The sequence below is a fragment of the Pseudoxanthomonas sp. GW835-FHT14C01 genome, from assembly GCF_058793715.1.
On record NZ_JBXAGB010000002.1, the window covers coordinates 676,177 to 690,731 of the forward strand.

The 14,555-nt window shown below is 69.3% G+C and carries 13 protein-coding genes; 3 read left to right on the top strand and 10 right to left on the bottom strand.

The genetic code is table 11. From position 1 onward, the window contains the following. Window positions 1-13 precede the first annotated feature (13 nt). From AC1Q5B_RS09900 to AC1Q5B_RS09920, 5 genes are all read right to left on the bottom strand, one after another. Entirely contained in the window at window positions 14-475 is a 462-nt protein-coding gene (locus AC1Q5B_RS09900; RefSeq protein WP_492631509.1) for a hypothetical protein, read from the bottom strand. 240 nt (window positions 476-715) lie between these two features. Next, entirely contained in the window at window positions 716-1,438 is a 723-nt protein-coding gene (gene aqpZ, locus AC1Q5B_RS09905; RefSeq protein ID WP_492631510.1) for an aquaporin Z, read from the bottom strand. Between the two features lie 153 nt (window positions 1,439-1,591). Continuing rightward, window positions 1,592-2,455, bottom strand: a complete 864-nt coding sequence (locus tag AC1Q5B_RS09910) for a pirin family protein (RefSeq protein ID WP_492631511.1) — start codon at window positions 2,453-2,455, stop codon at window positions 1,592-1,594. 87 nt (window positions 2,456-2,542) lie between these two features. Then, on the bottom strand, window positions 2,543-3,208 hold the full coding sequence (gene nfi / locus AC1Q5B_RS09915) for a deoxyribonuclease V (RefSeq protein ID WP_492631512.1): 666 nt from the start codon (window positions 3,206-3,208) through the stop codon (window positions 2,543-2,545). After that, window positions 3,205-3,747, bottom strand: coding sequence for a SixA phosphatase family protein (locus AC1Q5B_RS09920; RefSeq protein WP_492631513.1), 543 nt, complete (start codon window positions 3,745-3,747; stop codon window positions 3,205-3,207). Before AC1Q5B_RS09920 ends, nfi begins: the two co-directional genes overlap by 4 nt. A gap of 115 nt (window positions 3,748-3,862) precedes the next feature. Between AC1Q5B_RS09920 and AC1Q5B_RS09925 the strand changes: the two genes are divergently transcribed. After that, window positions 3,863-5,413 carry a phospholipase D family protein gene (locus AC1Q5B_RS09925; RefSeq protein ID WP_492631514.1) on the top strand — a complete coding sequence of 517 codons (1,551 nt, stop codon included), beginning with the start codon at window positions 3,863-3,865 and terminating at the stop codon, window positions 5,411-5,413. A gap of 1 nt (window position 5,414) precedes the next feature. On the opposite strand, the gene AC1Q5B_RS09930 is transcribed toward AC1Q5B_RS09925, so the two are convergent. The 5 genes from AC1Q5B_RS09930 to AC1Q5B_RS09950 form a co-directional block, all read right to left on the bottom strand. Next, the gene (locus AC1Q5B_RS09930; RefSeq protein ID WP_492631515.1) at window positions 5,415-6,020 is read right to left on the bottom strand and encodes an HD-GYP domain-containing protein; all 606 of its coding nucleotides are present in this window, start codon (window positions 6,018-6,020) and stop codon (window positions 5,415-5,417) included. 50 nt (window positions 6,021-6,070) lie between these two features. Then, window positions 6,071-9,544 (bottom strand): transcription-repair coupling factor, encoded by a 3,474-nt coding sequence (gene mfd, locus AC1Q5B_RS09935; protein WP_492631516.1) that lies wholly within the window; start codon window positions 9,542-9,544, stop codon window positions 6,071-6,073. A gap of 289 nt (window positions 9,545-9,833) precedes the next feature. Further along, on the bottom strand, window positions 9,834-10,382 hold the full coding sequence (locus AC1Q5B_RS09940; RefSeq protein WP_492631517.1) for a GNAT family N-acetyltransferase: 549 nt from the start codon (window positions 10,380-10,382) through the stop codon (window positions 9,834-9,836). A gap of 55 nt (window positions 10,383-10,437) precedes the next feature. Continuing rightward, window positions 10,438-11,388 carry a DUF808 domain-containing protein gene (locus AC1Q5B_RS09945; protein ID WP_492631518.1) on the bottom strand — a complete coding sequence of 317 codons (951 nt, stop codon included), beginning with the start codon at window positions 11,386-11,388 and terminating at the stop codon, window positions 10,438-10,440. Window positions 11,389-11,466: 78 nt separating this feature from the next. Beyond that, complete coding sequence (locus AC1Q5B_RS09950) at window positions 11,467-12,324, bottom strand: 23S rRNA (adenine(2030)-N(6))-methyltransferase RlmJ (RefSeq protein ID WP_492632080.1); 858 nt, start codon at window positions 12,322-12,324, stop codon at window positions 11,467-11,469. 25 nt (window positions 12,325-12,349) lie between these two features. On the opposite strand from AC1Q5B_RS09950, the gene creB reads away from it, so the two are divergent. Further along, on the top strand, window positions 12,350-13,033 hold the full coding sequence (gene creB, locus AC1Q5B_RS09955) for a two-component system response regulator CreB (RefSeq protein ID WP_492631519.1): 684 nt from the start codon (window positions 12,350-12,352) through the stop codon (window positions 13,031-13,033). A gap of 1 nt (window position 13,034) precedes the next feature. Then, window positions 13,035-14,474, top strand: coding sequence for a two-component system sensor histidine kinase CreC (gene creC, locus AC1Q5B_RS09960; protein ID WP_492631520.1), 1,440 nt, complete (start codon window positions 13,035-13,037; stop codon window positions 14,472-14,474). Window positions 14,475-14,555 lie beyond the last annotated feature (81 nt).

The window sequence follows — 14,555 nt, forward strand, 5'->3', positions numbered from 1 at the left end:
CAGCGTGCGGTCGTCAGTTGCCGGCGGAAAGCTGTGCGCCGGCGCTGCGCACGTCGAGTTGCCGTGCCAGCGAGATCAGCGAGCCGAGTTCTTCGGGCGATGCGGCATTGATCCACACCTGTGCGTAGCGGTCGTCGTCGTACTCGATCACGGCGATGCGCCGCGATGCCGCCGCCGGCAAGGTCTCCTGCCCACCCAGGTTGGGCCGGTACCAGTACATCTGTTCGCCGGAGAACGTGCTTTCTTCCTGACGCAGGCGCCGCTCCAGGCTGATCTTGGGATCGCGGGCGGTCAGCATCACGTTGAGCACCTGCCGGCCATCGTCGGTGACCGCCTTGCAGGTGATGAAGCTCGCATCGACGCGCTGTTCCCAGGTCAGGCCAGCATTGGCCGGCAGCGTCGGGCATGCCGGAGCGGTCTGCGCCCACGCGGCAGCGGAAAAGAGGCTGAGGCCAACGGCAATCACGGTCTTCATGTCATCCCCTGGATCGAACGCCCGGGCGTGGGCGGTACCGCGTCGTCCGCGCACCGCAGCGGGCCGCGCTGGCCCAGCATCCCCTTGCATGCCACGGTGCCGGCTGCCGTTTTCCCCCGGCAGTCGTTCCGACCTTAGCTCATGCTGCGGCGCAAAACAACGCGGTACGGGCGCGAACGGCGACCCGAGTCACACCGGCCGTCGCACCTTGCCCGGCGTGGCCGGGCAAGGTCGTCGGGCTCAGTCGCGGTCGCGGCCCAGCCAACCGTAGAGCATACCGCCGATCAGGCCGCCGAGGATCGGCGCCAGCCAGAACAGCCACAGCTGCCCGACGGCCGCCGGGCCGGCGAACATCGCCACGGCGGTGGAGCGCGCCGGGTTCACCGAGGTGTTGGTGACCGGAATGCTGATCAGGTGGATCAGGGTCAGTGCCAGGCCGATGGCGATCGGCGCGAAGCCGGTCGGCGCGCGGCCATGGGTCGAGCCCATGATGACGATCAGGAAGAACGCCGTCAGCACCACTTCGGTGAGGAAGGCGGCGGCAACCGAAAAACCTCCAGGCGACATCGCGCCGTAGCCGTTGCTGGCGAACGCGCCGGCCGCGTTGGGATCGACCGCGAAGCCGGGATGGCCGCTGGCGATCTGCCACAGGATGAAGCCGGCCGCCAGGCCGCCGACCACCTGCGCCACCACGTACGGCACCACTTCCCTGGCCTGGAAGCGGCCGCCGGCCCACAGGCCAATGCTGACCGCGGGATTGAAATGACCACCCGAGATGTGACCGAACGCATACGCGCCCGTCAGTACGGTCAGGCCGAACGCCAGCGACACACCCAGCAGGCCGATGCCCAGCGGATTGCCGTCGCCACCGAAGTTGGCCGCCAGCACCGCGCTGCCGCAGCCGCCCAGCACCAACCAGAAGGTCCCCAGAAACTCTGCCGCGAGCCGCTTCACCATACTCATGCCAGCCCCCATTGCCCGTGTGCGCCCCGTCACATGACGGTGCGCGCACGATAGCGGAAGCGGCACGCAGCAGATGTTTGCTTTGCGTTATGTCGGGCGCATTCAAACGCCAATGAAGTACGTCTCACATTTGCACGCCGACAGGCGACGGATTCAACGCTCCGGCAGCGGGATGAATTCCGTTTCGCCGGGCACATGGCCGAAGCGGCCTTCCTGCCAGTCCTGCTTGGCCTGCTCGATGCGCTCCTTGGAACTGGAGACGAAGTTCCACCACAGGTGGCGCGGCGCATCCAGCGGCTCGCCGCCCAGCAGCATCGCCTTCACCGCCGTCTTCGCACGCAGCACGGAACGGCTACCGCGGTCGAAGACCACCAGATGCTTTTCCGGAATGTCGGCGCCGTCCACCTGCGCCTCGCCTTCCAGGACATAGAGCGCGCGTTCGGCGTGGCCGTTGTCGATCTCCAGTTCTGCATCCGGCTGCAGGTCGACCGCGACATTGAAGGTGCCACTGAACACTTTCACCGGCGACTCCTCGCCATAGGCGCGACCAGCGATGACGCGCAGTCGCGCACCCGCACGTTCGATCAGCGGCAATGTCGCCGCCGTGTGGTGATGGAATTCGGGAGCGACCTCCTCGGCGGACTTCGGCAAGGCCACCCAGGTCTGCATGCCATGCACGTCGTGGCGACCGGCGCGTACGTCGCCGGGTGTGCGCTCGGAGTGCGCGATGCCGCGGCCGGCGGTCATCCAGTTGACGTCACCCGGCGTAATCACCTGTTCGGAGCCCAGCGTGTCGCGGTGGTGGATCGCGCCGGCCCAGAGGAAGGTCACCGTGGCCAAGCCGATGTGGGGATGCGGACGTACGTCGATGCCCAGGCCGGGTTCGAACACCGCCGGGCCCATGTGGTCGACGAAGACGAACGGGCCGACGCTGCGGGCCTGCAGCGTCGGAACGGCGCGGCGCACATTAAAGCCACCGCCGAGGTCGTGCACGCGGGGGGCGATGATCGTGGTCATGGGCTGTCCTCCGGGAGAGGGGCGAAGCATCGCACGGGACGCGGGCCGTGCCTGCGACGGCGCGGAAACGGATCGTTGCGCGCGGGATCAGTCGCGACGCGAGGCCAGCCGGTCGGCGAGCCGGGTCGGCTCCGGTAGGCGGTAGCCGCGCAGCGTGCGCAGCACCCAGTCCAGCGCGCCCTGCATGGACACGCGATGGCCGGGCGAGACGATCAGCGGATTGCAGCGCGGCTTGCTGCGCAGCACACAGCCGATGTGATCACCGCGATGGATCAGCGGCGTGCGTTCGCCCGCGAACGGGCCGGGCGTTTCATGCTTGCCGCACAACACGTTCTTGGCCACGCCGATGCTGGGCAGGCCGGTGGCCACGCCGAAATGCGCGGCGATGCCGAGCCGCCGCGGATGGGCGATGCCCTGGCCATCGATGAAGGCCAGGTCGGGCGTGTGCGGCAGGCGTTCGAGCGCGGCGACCAGGGCGGGCAATTCGCGGAAACTCAGCAGGCCGGGGACGTAAGGCATGGATGTCGGCATCCGCACCACGTCCGACGCGACCGGTTGCAGGGTGTCCGCGGCCAAAAGGACGGCGGCGGCACGGGTCGTGGCGCCCTCGTCCTCGAAGCCGACATCGAAGCCCGCCAGCCAGCGCGGTGCATCCGGTACGTCGTCGCGCAGCACGACCTCGGTCGCCAGGTGTTCCTGCACCCGGCGCGCGTCCGCGACGCTGCCATTCCAGTCGCCGAAGACCGTGCTCACGGCGACGGGGAGGCGCCGTAGCGCCCGACCTCCAGCGTGGCGCGGCCATCGCTGCCGATGCGGACGAGGGAAAGCCGGTCGTATTCGCTGTCGTCCATCGGTGCCGTTTCGCACCCGCACAAGGCCGCCACCAGGTCCGGCACGGTGTTGCTGTGACCGACGACGAGCACGCTGCCGCCATGATGCGCCAGCTTCCATTGTGCGGCGATCTCGCGGGCCGGACCACGCGCGTAGTACGCCTTCACCGGCACTGCATGGGCATCGGCGGTGGGCTGCGCCGTCTGCTGCGTACGGCGGAATTCGGTGGCATAGGCCGCCACCAGCGGCGCATCGCGCAGCCGGTGCGCCAACGCCACGGCACGTGCCTGTCCGGCGGCGGACAGGCCGGGATTCCCGGGGTCGTCGGTCGCCTTTTCCGCATGGCGCACGACGACGAAGGTCAGCGGCGCCGACGCATCGCCCGGCGGCATGGTGCCGCATGCGGCCAGCGAGGCCAGCAGCAGTGCGAGGGCGAGGCGTAACGGGTGCGGCAGGCGCATGGTGATCCTGGACGGGAGACGTGGCCGAGCGTGCACCGGCGGGAGGCCGGGTGCAAGCGACATCCTCACGGGGCTGTCGCTACGATAGGGTCCGGGCCGTGAAGAAGGGGAAACCATGCGCAGATGGCTGTGGCGATTGGGCGTCGCACTGCTGGTGCTGGTCGTGGCGTCCGGCGTTGCGCTGTACAGCTATGGGCGCTTCGCCGAAGGCGCGCGCGGGCCCGCGTCGCATGTGCTGCCGACCGCGGCCGACGCCACCGCGCTCGATCGCGCCATCGCACCGCTGTTGCGCGAGCGCGGCGGCCGGAGCGGCATGGCGCTGCTGTCGGACAACCTGGATGCGTTCACCGTGCGCGCCGCCACCGCGCGCGCCGCAGGGCGCAGCCTGGACCTGCAGTACTACATCTGGAACCACGACTTCACCGGCAACCTGCTGAGCTACGAAGTACTGCGTGCCGCCGACCGTGGCGTACGCGTGCGCCTGCTGCTGGACGACATGACCGCGCACGGCAAGGACTCGCACCTGGCGGCGCTGGATGCGCATCCGGACATCGAGGTCCGCCTGTTCAATCCCTCGCGCAGTCGCGCCGGCGTACTCGGCCGGGCCACGGAAATGCTGTTGCGTCCGATGGCGATGAACCGTCGCATGCACAACAAGGCATGGATCGCCGACGGACGCGCGGCGGTGGTGGGTGGACGCAACGTGGGCGACGAGTATTTCGACGCCGCATCGCAGACCAACTTCCTCGATCTCGATGCCGTGCTGGTCGGGCCGGCGGTCGCGCAGACGGAAGCGATCTTCGACGATTTCTGGAACAGCGCTTCGGTGATTCCGCTCGCCGCGCTGACCAAGGCCGAGGACGGCGCCCTGGAGCGACTGCGCGAGAACGGCGATGCCGGCTACCGTTCGCCGCAGGCGGCCGACTACGTGGCGCGGCTGCGCAGCTCGCCCGGCATGCGCGCACTGGTGGGTGGCAACATGCTGCACTGGCTGGACGAGGTGGGGGTGTACTCGGATCCGGCCTCCAAGGGGCAGGGCGAGGGACAGGGCCAGTGGCTGGTGCACCGGCTGGGCAGGGCGATGGGAGAGGCGAAGCGCGAGCTGCGCGTGATCTCGCCGTACTTCGTGCCGGGTACGGAGGGCACGCGCTGGCTGGTCGGCAAGCGTGCGCAGGGCGTCAACGTCGGCGTGCTGACCAATTCGCTGGCGGCCAACGACGTGATGGCGGTCCACGGGGGCTACGCGCCTTACCGCATTCCGCTGCTGGAGGGCGGTGTCGAACTCTTCGAACTGATGCCGCACGGCAAGCACGACAGCAGCCTGTTCGGCTCCAGCGGTGCCAGCCTGCACACCAAGGCGTTCGCCGTGGACGGCGAAGGCGGCTTCATCGGATCGTTCAACCTGGATCCGCGCTCGGTCAACCTCAATACCGAGATGGGCGTGCTGTTCCGCGACCGCAGCGCCGCGGCGGCGCTGCGGCGCAGCTACGAGGCGAAGATCGCCCCCGACATGAGCTACCGCGTGCGCCTGCAGGACGGCGCGCTGCGCTGGGAGGACGCTGCGGCGAAGCCGCCGCGTGTCTGGGACCGCGAGCCGGAAGCCAGCGTCTGGCGCCGCTGGACGGCGCGCGCCGTCGGTTGGCTGCCGATCGAGTCGCAGCTGTAGCTCAGGGCTGGCGCAACGACATGTCGCGCATCAGCCGTTCGAACACGCGGAACACGTCCGCGTCGATCTTGGCGTCCTGTTCCTCGTACAGGATGCGCATCGCCGCCTCGTGCACCCGCCCTTCGGCGTAGGGGCGCCGCGTGGTCATCGCGTCATAGCTGTCGGCCACCCGCAGGATGCGCGCGCCCAGCGGGATGGCGTCGCTGGCCAGCCCGTCGGGATAGCCGCTGCCGTCGATCGCTTCGTGGTGGTGGCGGATCAGCGCGGACACGGCGGCGGCGTGCCGGTGGCCGCTGGCGAGGAAGATGCGTTCACCCAGCTCGCTGTGCGCCCGGATCGAGGGCCAGTCCTCGTCGGCGACCGGGCCGCTGTGCAGCAGTACGCGGTCGGGCACGCCAATCTTGCCGACGTCGTGGAAGTGCGCGGCCAGCTCCAGCTGCTCCAGTTCGTCGGCATCCAGGTCGAAGCATTGGCCCAGCGCACGCGCGATGCGTCCGGTGCGGTCGCAATGGCCGCGCGTGTAGGCATCGCGCACCTCGATCGCCAAGGCCAGGGACTCCAGCGAGCAGGCGATGTCACCGAAGTCGGGGGCGGGATCGAAGGTCATGGACGTTCTCCGGCAGCGGATGCGAGGAAAGGGACGCGGAACGCATCGGATCAGCCCGGCGCCAGCGTCATCAGCAACGCCTTGGCCGCGTTGAAGCGGTCCGGCGCGTCGGGCAGCGGCACCTTGATGCGCAGTTTGTCGGGCCCGTCCATGGTGTAGAGCTTGGGCTGTTTCTGGATCAGCTGGATCACCGCCATCGGGTCGATCTTCGGCTTGGCCTCGAACACGATGCGGCCCCCGTGCTCGCCCAGCTCCAGCTTGCGGATGCCCATGTCGTTCGCGGCCAGTTTCAGTTCCGCCGTGGCGAACAGGTACTTGGCCGGATCCGGCAGCAGGCCGAAGCGGTCGATCATCTCGACCTGCAGGTCGCGCAGTTCCTCCTTGTCGCGCGCGCTGCTGATGCGCTTGTACAGCGTCAGGCGCGTGTGCACGTCGGGCAGATAGTCGTCGGGGATCAGCGAGGGCACGTTCAACTCGACCTCGGCGCCACGACGCTCCTGGCCCAGGTCGACGTCGGGCAGGTGGCCGGCCTTGATCGAGCGCACCGCGCGTTCCAGCAGTTCGGTGTACAGGCTGAAGCCGACCTCGGCCATCTGGCCGCTCTGGTCCTCGCCCAGCAGTTCGCCGGCGCCGCGGATTTCAAGATCGTGGGTGGCGAGGGTGAAGCCGGCGCCCAGTTCGTCCATCGACGCGATCGCTTCCAGCCGGCGCTGCGCGTCGGCGGTGATGCTGCGCTTGTCCGGCACCACCAGGTAGGCATAACTGCGGTGGTGCGAACGGCCGACGCGGCCGCGCAGCTGGTGCAGCTGCGCCAGGCCGAACTTGTCGGCGCGGTTCATGATGATGGTGTTGGCGTTGGGGATGTCGATGCCGGATTCGATGATCGTCGTGCACAGCAGTACGTTGAAACGCTGCTTCTGGAAATCCAGCATCACCTGTTCCAGTTCGCGCTCGGGCATCTGCCCGTGCGCCACGCCGATGCGCGCCTCCGGCACCAGCTCCTGCAGCTCGCGCTGCATGCGGCCGATGCTCTCGACATCATTGTGCAGGAAGTACACCTGGCCGCCGCGCGACAGCTCGCGCTGGAAGGCCTCCTTCAGCAGCGCCGCGTCCCACGGCGTGACGAAGGTCTGCACCGCCATGCGGTTGGCCGGCGGTGTGGCGATGATGGACAGGTCGCGCAGGCCGGCCATCGCCATGTTGAGCGTGCGCGGAATCGGCGTGGCGGTCAGCGTCAGCAGGTGCACGTTGGCGCGCAGCGCCTTCAGCGCCTCCTTCTGGCGCACGCCGAAGCGCTGCTCCTCGTCGACGATCACCAGGCCCAGGTCCTTGAACTTCACGTCGGGTTGCAACAGGCGATGCGTGCCGACGATGACGTCCAGCTTGCCCTCGGCCAGCTTCTCCAGCTCGGCCTTGATCTCCTTGGCGGTCTTGAAGCGCGACAGCACTTCGACCTTCAACGGCCAGTCGGCGAAGCGGTCGCGGAAGTTGCGGTAGTGCTGCTCGGCCAGCAGCGTGGTGGGCACCAGTACGGCCACCTGCTTGCCGGCGCTGGCGGCGGCGAATGCGGCGCGCACGGCGACTTCAGTCTTGCCGAAGCCGACGTCGCCGCAGACCACGCGGTCCATCGGCTGGCTGCTGCCGAGGTCGCGGATCACCGATTCGATCGCATGATGCTGGTCGGGCGTCTCCTCGAACGGGAAGCCGGCCGCAAACGGTTCGTACATCGCACGGTCCAGGTGCAGCGCCAGGCCGGCACGCGCCTGCCGGCGCGCCTGGATTTCCAGCAGTTCGGCGGCGACGTCGCGGACCTTCTCTGCGGCCTTCTTCTTCGCCTTGGCCCAGGCTTCGCCACCGAGCGAATGCAGCGGCGCGGTTTCCACCGACGCGCCCGAGTAGCGGCTGATCAGGTGCAGCTGCGCGACCGGCACGTACAGGCGGTCGCCCTTGGCGTACTCGATCTCGAGGAACTCGCCGGGCATGCCGCCCACGTCCATCGCGATCAGGCCACGGTAGCGGCCGACGCCATGGTCCTCATGGACAATGGGCGCGCCTTCGGTCAGTTCGCCGAGGTCGCGGATGATCGCTTCCGGCTCGCGGCCGGTGCGCTTGCGCCGGTGCGCCTGCGTGGCGCGTTCGGGGAACAGCTGGCGCTCGGTCAGTACCGCGATGCGCGGATCGTCCAGCGCGAAGCCGTCGGCCAGGGGTGCCACGGCGATGGCGAAGCGATCCTTGCCCGCGCGGAAGGCGCCGAAGTCGGCGACCACGTCCGGCTTCAACTCCGCCGCCTGCAGCACTTCCAGCAGCGCCTCGCGACGACCGGGCGAATCCGCCGCGATCAGCACGCGGCCCGGGTAATGGCCGAGGAACGACTTCAGCGCCTCGCCGGCGGGCGCGTCCTTCGCCGCCACCGGTAGCGGCGGCAACGGCTGCTCGCCCAGCGGCAGCGCCTCGGCGATACGGCTGTGCTGCGCGCCGCAGACCTCGATGCGCGCGCGCTGGTTGAGTTGCTCGCGCAGCCCGTCAGGCGGCAGGTACAACTCGTCCGGCGGCAGCAGCGGACGTTCGATGTCGTGGCGGCGCTGCTCGTAGCGGTTGCGCGTCTGCGCCCAGAACGCTTCGGCCGCCTCACCGAAGCCATCGGTCAGCAGCGGCAGCGCGTTGTTCCGCAGGTAATCGAACAGCGTCGAGGTCTGCTCGAAGAACAGCGGCAGGTAGTACTCCACGCCCGCCGGCGCCAGACCGGACTTCAAGTCCTGGTACAGCGCGCTGCGGCGCGTGTCGACGTCGAAGCGGTCCCGCAGCAGCGTCATCGCGCGCTCGACCGAACGTTCGTCCAGCGGCACCTCGCGACCGGGCAGCAGCTGCACGGCATCGGTCCTGTCGAGCGAGCGCTGGCTGTCGGGATCGAAGTGGCGGATCGAGTCGATGGTGTCGTCCAGCAGTTCGATGCGCAGCGGCGCATCCGCCCCCATGGGATAGACGTCCAGCAGCCCGCCGCGCACGGCGAAGTCGCCCGGGTCCAGCACCTGCGGCACGTGCCGGTAGCTGGCCGCTTCCAGCCGGCGCTTCTCGGCGTCGAAGTCCAGCCGCTGACCTACCCGGTAGTCGAAGCTGCCGCCGACGATGTGGCGCAGCGGCGACAGCCGTTGCATCAGCGTCTGCACCGGCACGATCACGATCCCGCGCGCCAGCGTGGGCAGGCGGTGCAGCGCGGCCAGGCGCTGCGAGACGATGTCCGGATGCGGACTGAACTGGTCGTAGGGCAGGGTTTCCCAGTCGGGGAAGGGCACCACCGGCAGGTCGGCGCCAACGCCGAGCAGCGTGTGCAGGTCGGCTTCCATCTGGTGCGCTTCGTGGTTGTCGCGCGCTACAACCAGCAGCGGCCCGTCGTGGGCATGCGCGGCAGCGGCGATGGACCACGCCAGCGCGGTCGGCGAGGCAGGTGCGCGCCACCAGGCGCGGGACTGGCCGCCACGGGGCAGCGGGGGGACAGGCAGGTGGGTTTTCTGGGTATCGGTCATGGGCGCACAAAACAACGACAGCGCCGGACACCATGGGGTGCCCAGCGCGAAGGACGTGCAGTTTACCAACTGGGCTCCCGCGGGCCCGTCACCTGCCGGGACGGATCATTCCGCCGTCAGCGGATTGATCGCGTCATGGCGGGCGTGCTCCGGGACGAGATCCTGGCTCGGCGCGCGGCATACGCAGTAGCGCCCGCGCCGGTGGGTCGCTGTGCTTCCGTCGTGTCCGCTGGCCGGGTTCGCCGAGCGCGCGGCACGAGGTGCGGGACCGCCTTCGGTTCGGCGGGTCTCAGGGACCGTCGTTCAGATCCAGCACCACGCGGACCAGGCCGGAGCCATCGTTCTCGCGGACGCGCTTGAAGCCCAGCGATTCCGCCAGCGCCAGCATCGGCAGGTTGGTGTCGAGCACGTCGCCGTACAGGCGGTCGAGCTTCTTCGAACGCGCCCATTTGGCCAGCTTGCGCATCAGGTGGCGCCCGAGGCCCTGGCCGGCGATGAAATGGCTGACCAGGATCGCGAACTCCGCGTCGCGCGTGCGCGACACCAGCGCCGCACGCGCCACTGCACCCACCAGCGCCTCGCCCGGCGGCAGCGCTTCGGCGGCGACCAGCGCGAACTCGGTAGTGGGGTCGGGGTGGGTCAGGCGCTGCGCCATTTCCGGCGTCAGTTCCTTCAGCGCGTACATGAAGCGATGGCGGATCTCTTCCGGCCCCAGCAGGCCGAAGGCCCCCTGGATCGGGCCGGCGTCCTCGGGCCGGATCGGCCGGATCAGCAGCTCGCGCCCGCTGGGCAGGCGGAAGTGTTCATGCCAGGGCGGAAGGCGTTTGGGCGCAGTCATGGCGGGATGCTCGCATGAAATCCGCAGGGGCGGCGAGGGCCGGGGGGCGGCCGGTTCAGGCGGCGTGGCGTTTGCCGCGCAGCCGCGAGACCGCGGTGACGGCGGCCACGATCACCGCGCCGGTCAGCACGCCGACGGCGGCGTTGAACAGGCTTCCCCACAGCCAGCCGAGCTCGCCTTCCGCATACGGCTGGATGACATGGTGCAGGGCCGGGATGCTGTGCACGAGGATGCCGCCGCCGACCAGGAACATCGCCGCAGTGCCGGCGATGGAGAGGAACTTCATCAGGTAAGGCGCGCTGTACAGGATGCCGCGGCCGAAGGCGCGCTTGAACCGCGCCCAGCCGGTGTCGCGCTGGTCCGCCGCCAGCGCCAGGCCGGCATCGTCGAGCTTGACGATCCCGCCGACCAGGCCGTACACGCCCACCGTCATGATGGCCGAGATCGCCACCAGCGTGAGCACCTGTTCCAGGAACGCGCGGCCGGCCAGCGTGCCCAGCGAGATGACGATGATCTCCGCCGACAGGATGAAGTCGGTACGGATCGCGCCCCGCACCTTGTCCTTCTCGAACGCGACCATGTCCACGTTCTCGTCCCGCATCGCGGCCACGCGCTCGGCATGGCGGTCGCCGCCTTCTTCCTTGTGCAGGAACTTGTGCGCCAGCTTCTCCACGCCCTCGAAGCAGAGGAACGCGCCGCCGATCATCATCAGCGGCGTCACCAGCGGCACGTTGTAGCCGCGGCCGTGCAGCCAGGTTTCCAGCGCACTGATGGCCAGCGCCGCGGGCACCAGGATGGCCTTGTTGACGATCGAGCCTTTCGCCACCGCCCACACCACCGGCAGTTCGCGGTCGGCCTTCACCCCGGTGACCTGCTGTGCATTGAGCGCCAGGTCATCGCCCAGCACGCCGGCCGTCTTCTTGGCCGCCACCTTCGTCATCACCGACACGTCGTCCAGCAGGGTGGCGATGTCGTCGATCAGGGCGAACAGACTGGATCCGGCCATGGAAGAGGTGTCGTGCAGGGAAAGGAGGGGCGATTCTCGCACAGCCTCCCGACCGTGCCGCGTGAGCGGAAGCGGTGGTCAGGCGGGCTGGCGCAGCCACTCGAGCCGATGGCTCGCGCCGGGTTCGCCCAGGGTGGACGCGAGTACCGGCAGGACCGGGGCCAACGCCTGGTCGAGCTGCCACGGCGGATTGACGATCAGCATGCCGCTGCCGTTGAGGCGCAACGGGGAATCGTCGGGGCGCACCTGCAGTTCGGCGACGAACGCCCCCTTCGACGGCAGTGCCGCGGCCTTGCGGAAAAACGGCAGCAGGCTGCGCCGCTGCTTGATGGGATACCAGACCGCGTACGTCGCGGCGGGCCAGCGCTCCAGCGCGTCCTTCAGCGAGGCGATGATCTGCGGGTACTCGGCGTCCTGCACCTCGTACGGCGGGTCGATCAGCACCAGTCCGCGGGCGATACGTTGTTCGCCTACGCGCGGCGGCAGCAGCGCCTTCATCGCCAGGTAGCCATCGCGTCCATGCACGGCGACGCGCGCGTCGTCCGCGAACACCTCGCGCAGCGCCTTGGCCTCGTCGGGCTGCAACTCGCAGACAGCCAGCCGGTCCTGCGGGCGCAATGCCTGCGCGACCAGCAGTGGCGAGCCGGGGTAGGTGATCAGCGCGCCGACCGGGTTGTTGGCGACCACGGCGCGCAGGTAGCGCTCGGCGGGATCGGGCAGGCGCGCGGCCCCCATCAGCTTGAACACGCCGCTGTCGGCTTCCGAGGTCTTGCGGCTCTCTGCGCCGCCGAGCATGTAGCGCCCGCGTCCGGCATGCGTATCCAGCACGAAGAACGGCGTGTCCTTGCGCTTCAGCGCGTCGATGCTGGCCAGCACGGCGATGTGCTTGAGGACGTCGGCATGGTTGCCGGCATGGAAGGCGTGGCGGTAATTCATGCCGCGCAGCATATATGCTTGCGCCATGCCCCGCGTACTGATTGCCGAAGACGAAACCGCCATCGCCGACGCCGTGCTGTACGCGCTGCGCAGCGAAGGCATCGAGGCCGACCACTGCCTGCTGGCGCGCGAGGTGGTGCCGCGCGTGCGGAGCGGCGGCGTCGATGTGGTGGTGCTCGACGTGGGCCTGCCCGATGCCAGCGGTTTCGATGTCTGCCGCGAACTGCGCGGTTTCAGCGACGTGCCCGTGATCTTCCTCACCGCGCGCAACGACGAGATCGACCGCGTGCTGGGCCTGGAACTGGGCGCCGACGACTACGTCACCAAGCCGTTCTCGCCGCGCGAACTGGTCGCCCGGGTCCGGGCCCGCCTGCGCCGCGCGGGTGCGCCCCCCAAGGCGGAGGCGGGCGCGTGGCTGGAGCGCGGCGCCTTCGCGGTCGACCGCGATGGCCATCGCATCCGCTTCCGCGACCAGCTGCTCGACCTGACCCGCTACGAGTACGCGCTGCTTGATGCGCTGCTGCAGCGGCCCGGCGCCATCCTCAGCCGCGCCCAGCTGATGGACCGTGGCTGGGACAGCGATGCCGACAGCGCAGACCGCACCGTCGATACCCACGTGAAGACCCTGCGCGCCAAGCTGCGGGCCGCGGGTGCCGACCCCGACCCGATCCGCACGCACCGCGGACTGGGCTACGCCATCGAGGCCTGAGATGCGGCTCGGGCTGAAGCTCGTCCTCGGCTTCTTCCTGATCGTCGGCATCGCCGCGTTCTTCGTGATGCGCGTGTTCGTCAACGAAGTGAAGCCCGGCGTGCGCCAGGCGATGGAAGCCACGCTGGTCGATGCCGCCAACATGCTCGCGGAGATGGCGGCCGACGACCTGAAGGCGGGTCGCATCGCCGACGGCGTATTCGCCGGCAACGTGGCCGAGGCGCAGCAGCGGGATCCCAAGGCGTGGGTGTGGCGGTTCCAGAAGCGCAGCGTCGACTACCGCGTCACCGTGACCGACGCGAAAGGCACCGTGGTATTCGATTCGCAGGGCCGCGACGTCGGCCGCGACAACTCGCGCTGGAACGACGTGTACCGCACGCTGCGCGGCGAGTACGGCGCCCGCTCCAGCGCCGAGAGGCCCGGCGACAAGACCAATACCGTGATGCACGTGGCGGCGCCGGTCTACGACCCCGCCGATCGTTCACGGCTGATCGGCGTGCTGACGCTGTCGCAGCCGAACCGCAGCATCGAGCCCTTCATCGTCGCCAGCCAGCGCAGCATCCTGCTGCGCGGCGCGTGGCTGATCGGCATCTCCGCGCTGATCGGCGTGCTGATGACCTGGTGGCTGATGCGGGGCATCGGCGGGTTGAACCGCTATGCGCAGGCCGTCAGCGCCGGCGAGCCCGTGCCGCCGCCGCGCCCGCGTACCGACGAGATCGGCGACCTCGGGCGCGCGCTGGAAACGATGCGCCGCAAGCTGGAGGGCAAGGCCTACGTCGAGCAGTACGTGCAGTCGCTGACGCACGAGATGAAGAGTCCGCTCGCCGCCATCCGCGGCGCGGCGGAGCTGTTGCAGGAGCCGTTGCCGGAAGCCGAGCGCCAGCGGTTCGCGCGCAACATCCAGACCCAGGAGCACCGGCTGACCGAAACCATCGACAAGCTGTTGGCGCTGGCCGAGGTCGAACAGCATGGCTGGTTGCAGCGGCGCGAACGCATCGACACCGCCGCGCTTGCAGACGAGGTGGTGCGGGACCTCGATGCGAAACTGACGCCGCAGGGGGTGGAGGTCGAACGCCTGCCGCAGGCCGGCGCGTGGGCGGTGGAAGGCGATGCGTTCCTGCTGCGCCGCGCGCTGACCAACCTGCTCGACAACGCCATCGCATTCTCGCCGCCGGGGGGCAAAGTGGAACTGGCGGTCGACGAGCGGAACGGGCAGGTGCGTTTCGTCGTGCGCGATCGTGGTCCCGGCGTGCCCGACTACGCGAAGGAGCGCGTGTTCGAGCGTTTCTATTCGCTGCCTCGCCCCGACGGCGGTACGCGCAGTTCCGGCCTGGGCCTGCCGTTCGTGCGCGAGGTGATGCGCCTGCACGGCGGCGAAGCCGCGCTGGGCAACCGCCCCGAGGGCGGCGCGGAAGCGGTGCTGTCGCTGCCCATGATGTAGCGCAATCTCCCCTCGTCATCCCGGCGAAAGCCGGGACCCAGCGACTTCCTTGCACGAGAAGCAGAGACCCTGGCTGCCGGC

Excerpts from the sequence above, each read along its gene's own strand:
- AC1Q5B_RS09900 (WP_492631509.1), bottom strand. The coding sequence starts at position 475 with ATGAAGACCGTGATTGCCGTTGGCCTCAGCCTCTTTTCCGCTGCCGCG.
- aqpZ (WP_492631510.1), bottom strand. The coding sequence starts at position 1,438 with ATGAGTATGGTGAAGCGGCTCGCGGCAGAGTTTCTGGGGACCTTCTGG.
- AC1Q5B_RS09910 (WP_492631511.1), bottom strand. The coding sequence starts at position 2,455 with ATGACCACGATCATCGCCCCCCGCGTGCACGACCTCGGCGGTGGCTTT.
- AC1Q5B_RS09920 (WP_492631513.1), bottom strand. The coding sequence starts at position 3,747 with ATGCGCCTGCCGCACCCGTTACGCCTCGCCCTCGCACTGCTGCTGGCC.
- AC1Q5B_RS09925 (WP_492631514.1), top strand. The coding sequence starts at position 3,863 with ATGCGCAGATGGCTGTGGCGATTGGGCGTCGCACTGCTGGTGCTGGTC.
- AC1Q5B_RS09930 (WP_492631515.1), bottom strand. The coding sequence starts at position 6,020 with ATGACCTTCGATCCCGCCCCCGACTTCGGTGACATCGCCTGCTCGCTG.
- mfd (WP_492631516.1), bottom strand. The coding sequence starts at position 9,544 with ATGACCGATACCCAGAAAACCCACCTGCCTGTCCCCCCGCTGCCCCGT.
- AC1Q5B_RS09940 (WP_492631517.1), bottom strand. The coding sequence starts at position 10,382 with ATGACTGCGCCCAAACGCCTTCCGCCCTGGCATGAACACTTCCGCCTG.
- AC1Q5B_RS09945 (WP_492631518.1), bottom strand. The coding sequence starts at position 11,388 with ATGGCCGGATCCAGTCTGTTCGCCCTGATCGACGACATCGCCACCCTG.
- AC1Q5B_RS09950 (WP_492632080.1), bottom strand. The coding sequence starts at position 12,324 with ATGAATTACCGCCACGCCTTCCATGCCGGCAACCATGCCGACGTCCTC.
- creB (WP_492631519.1), top strand. The coding sequence starts at position 12,350 with ATGCCCCGCGTACTGATTGCCGAAGACGAAACCGCCATCGCCGACGCC.
- creC (WP_492631520.1), top strand. The coding sequence starts at position 13,035 with ATGCGGCTCGGGCTGAAGCTCGTCCTCGGCTTCTTCCTGATCGTCGGC.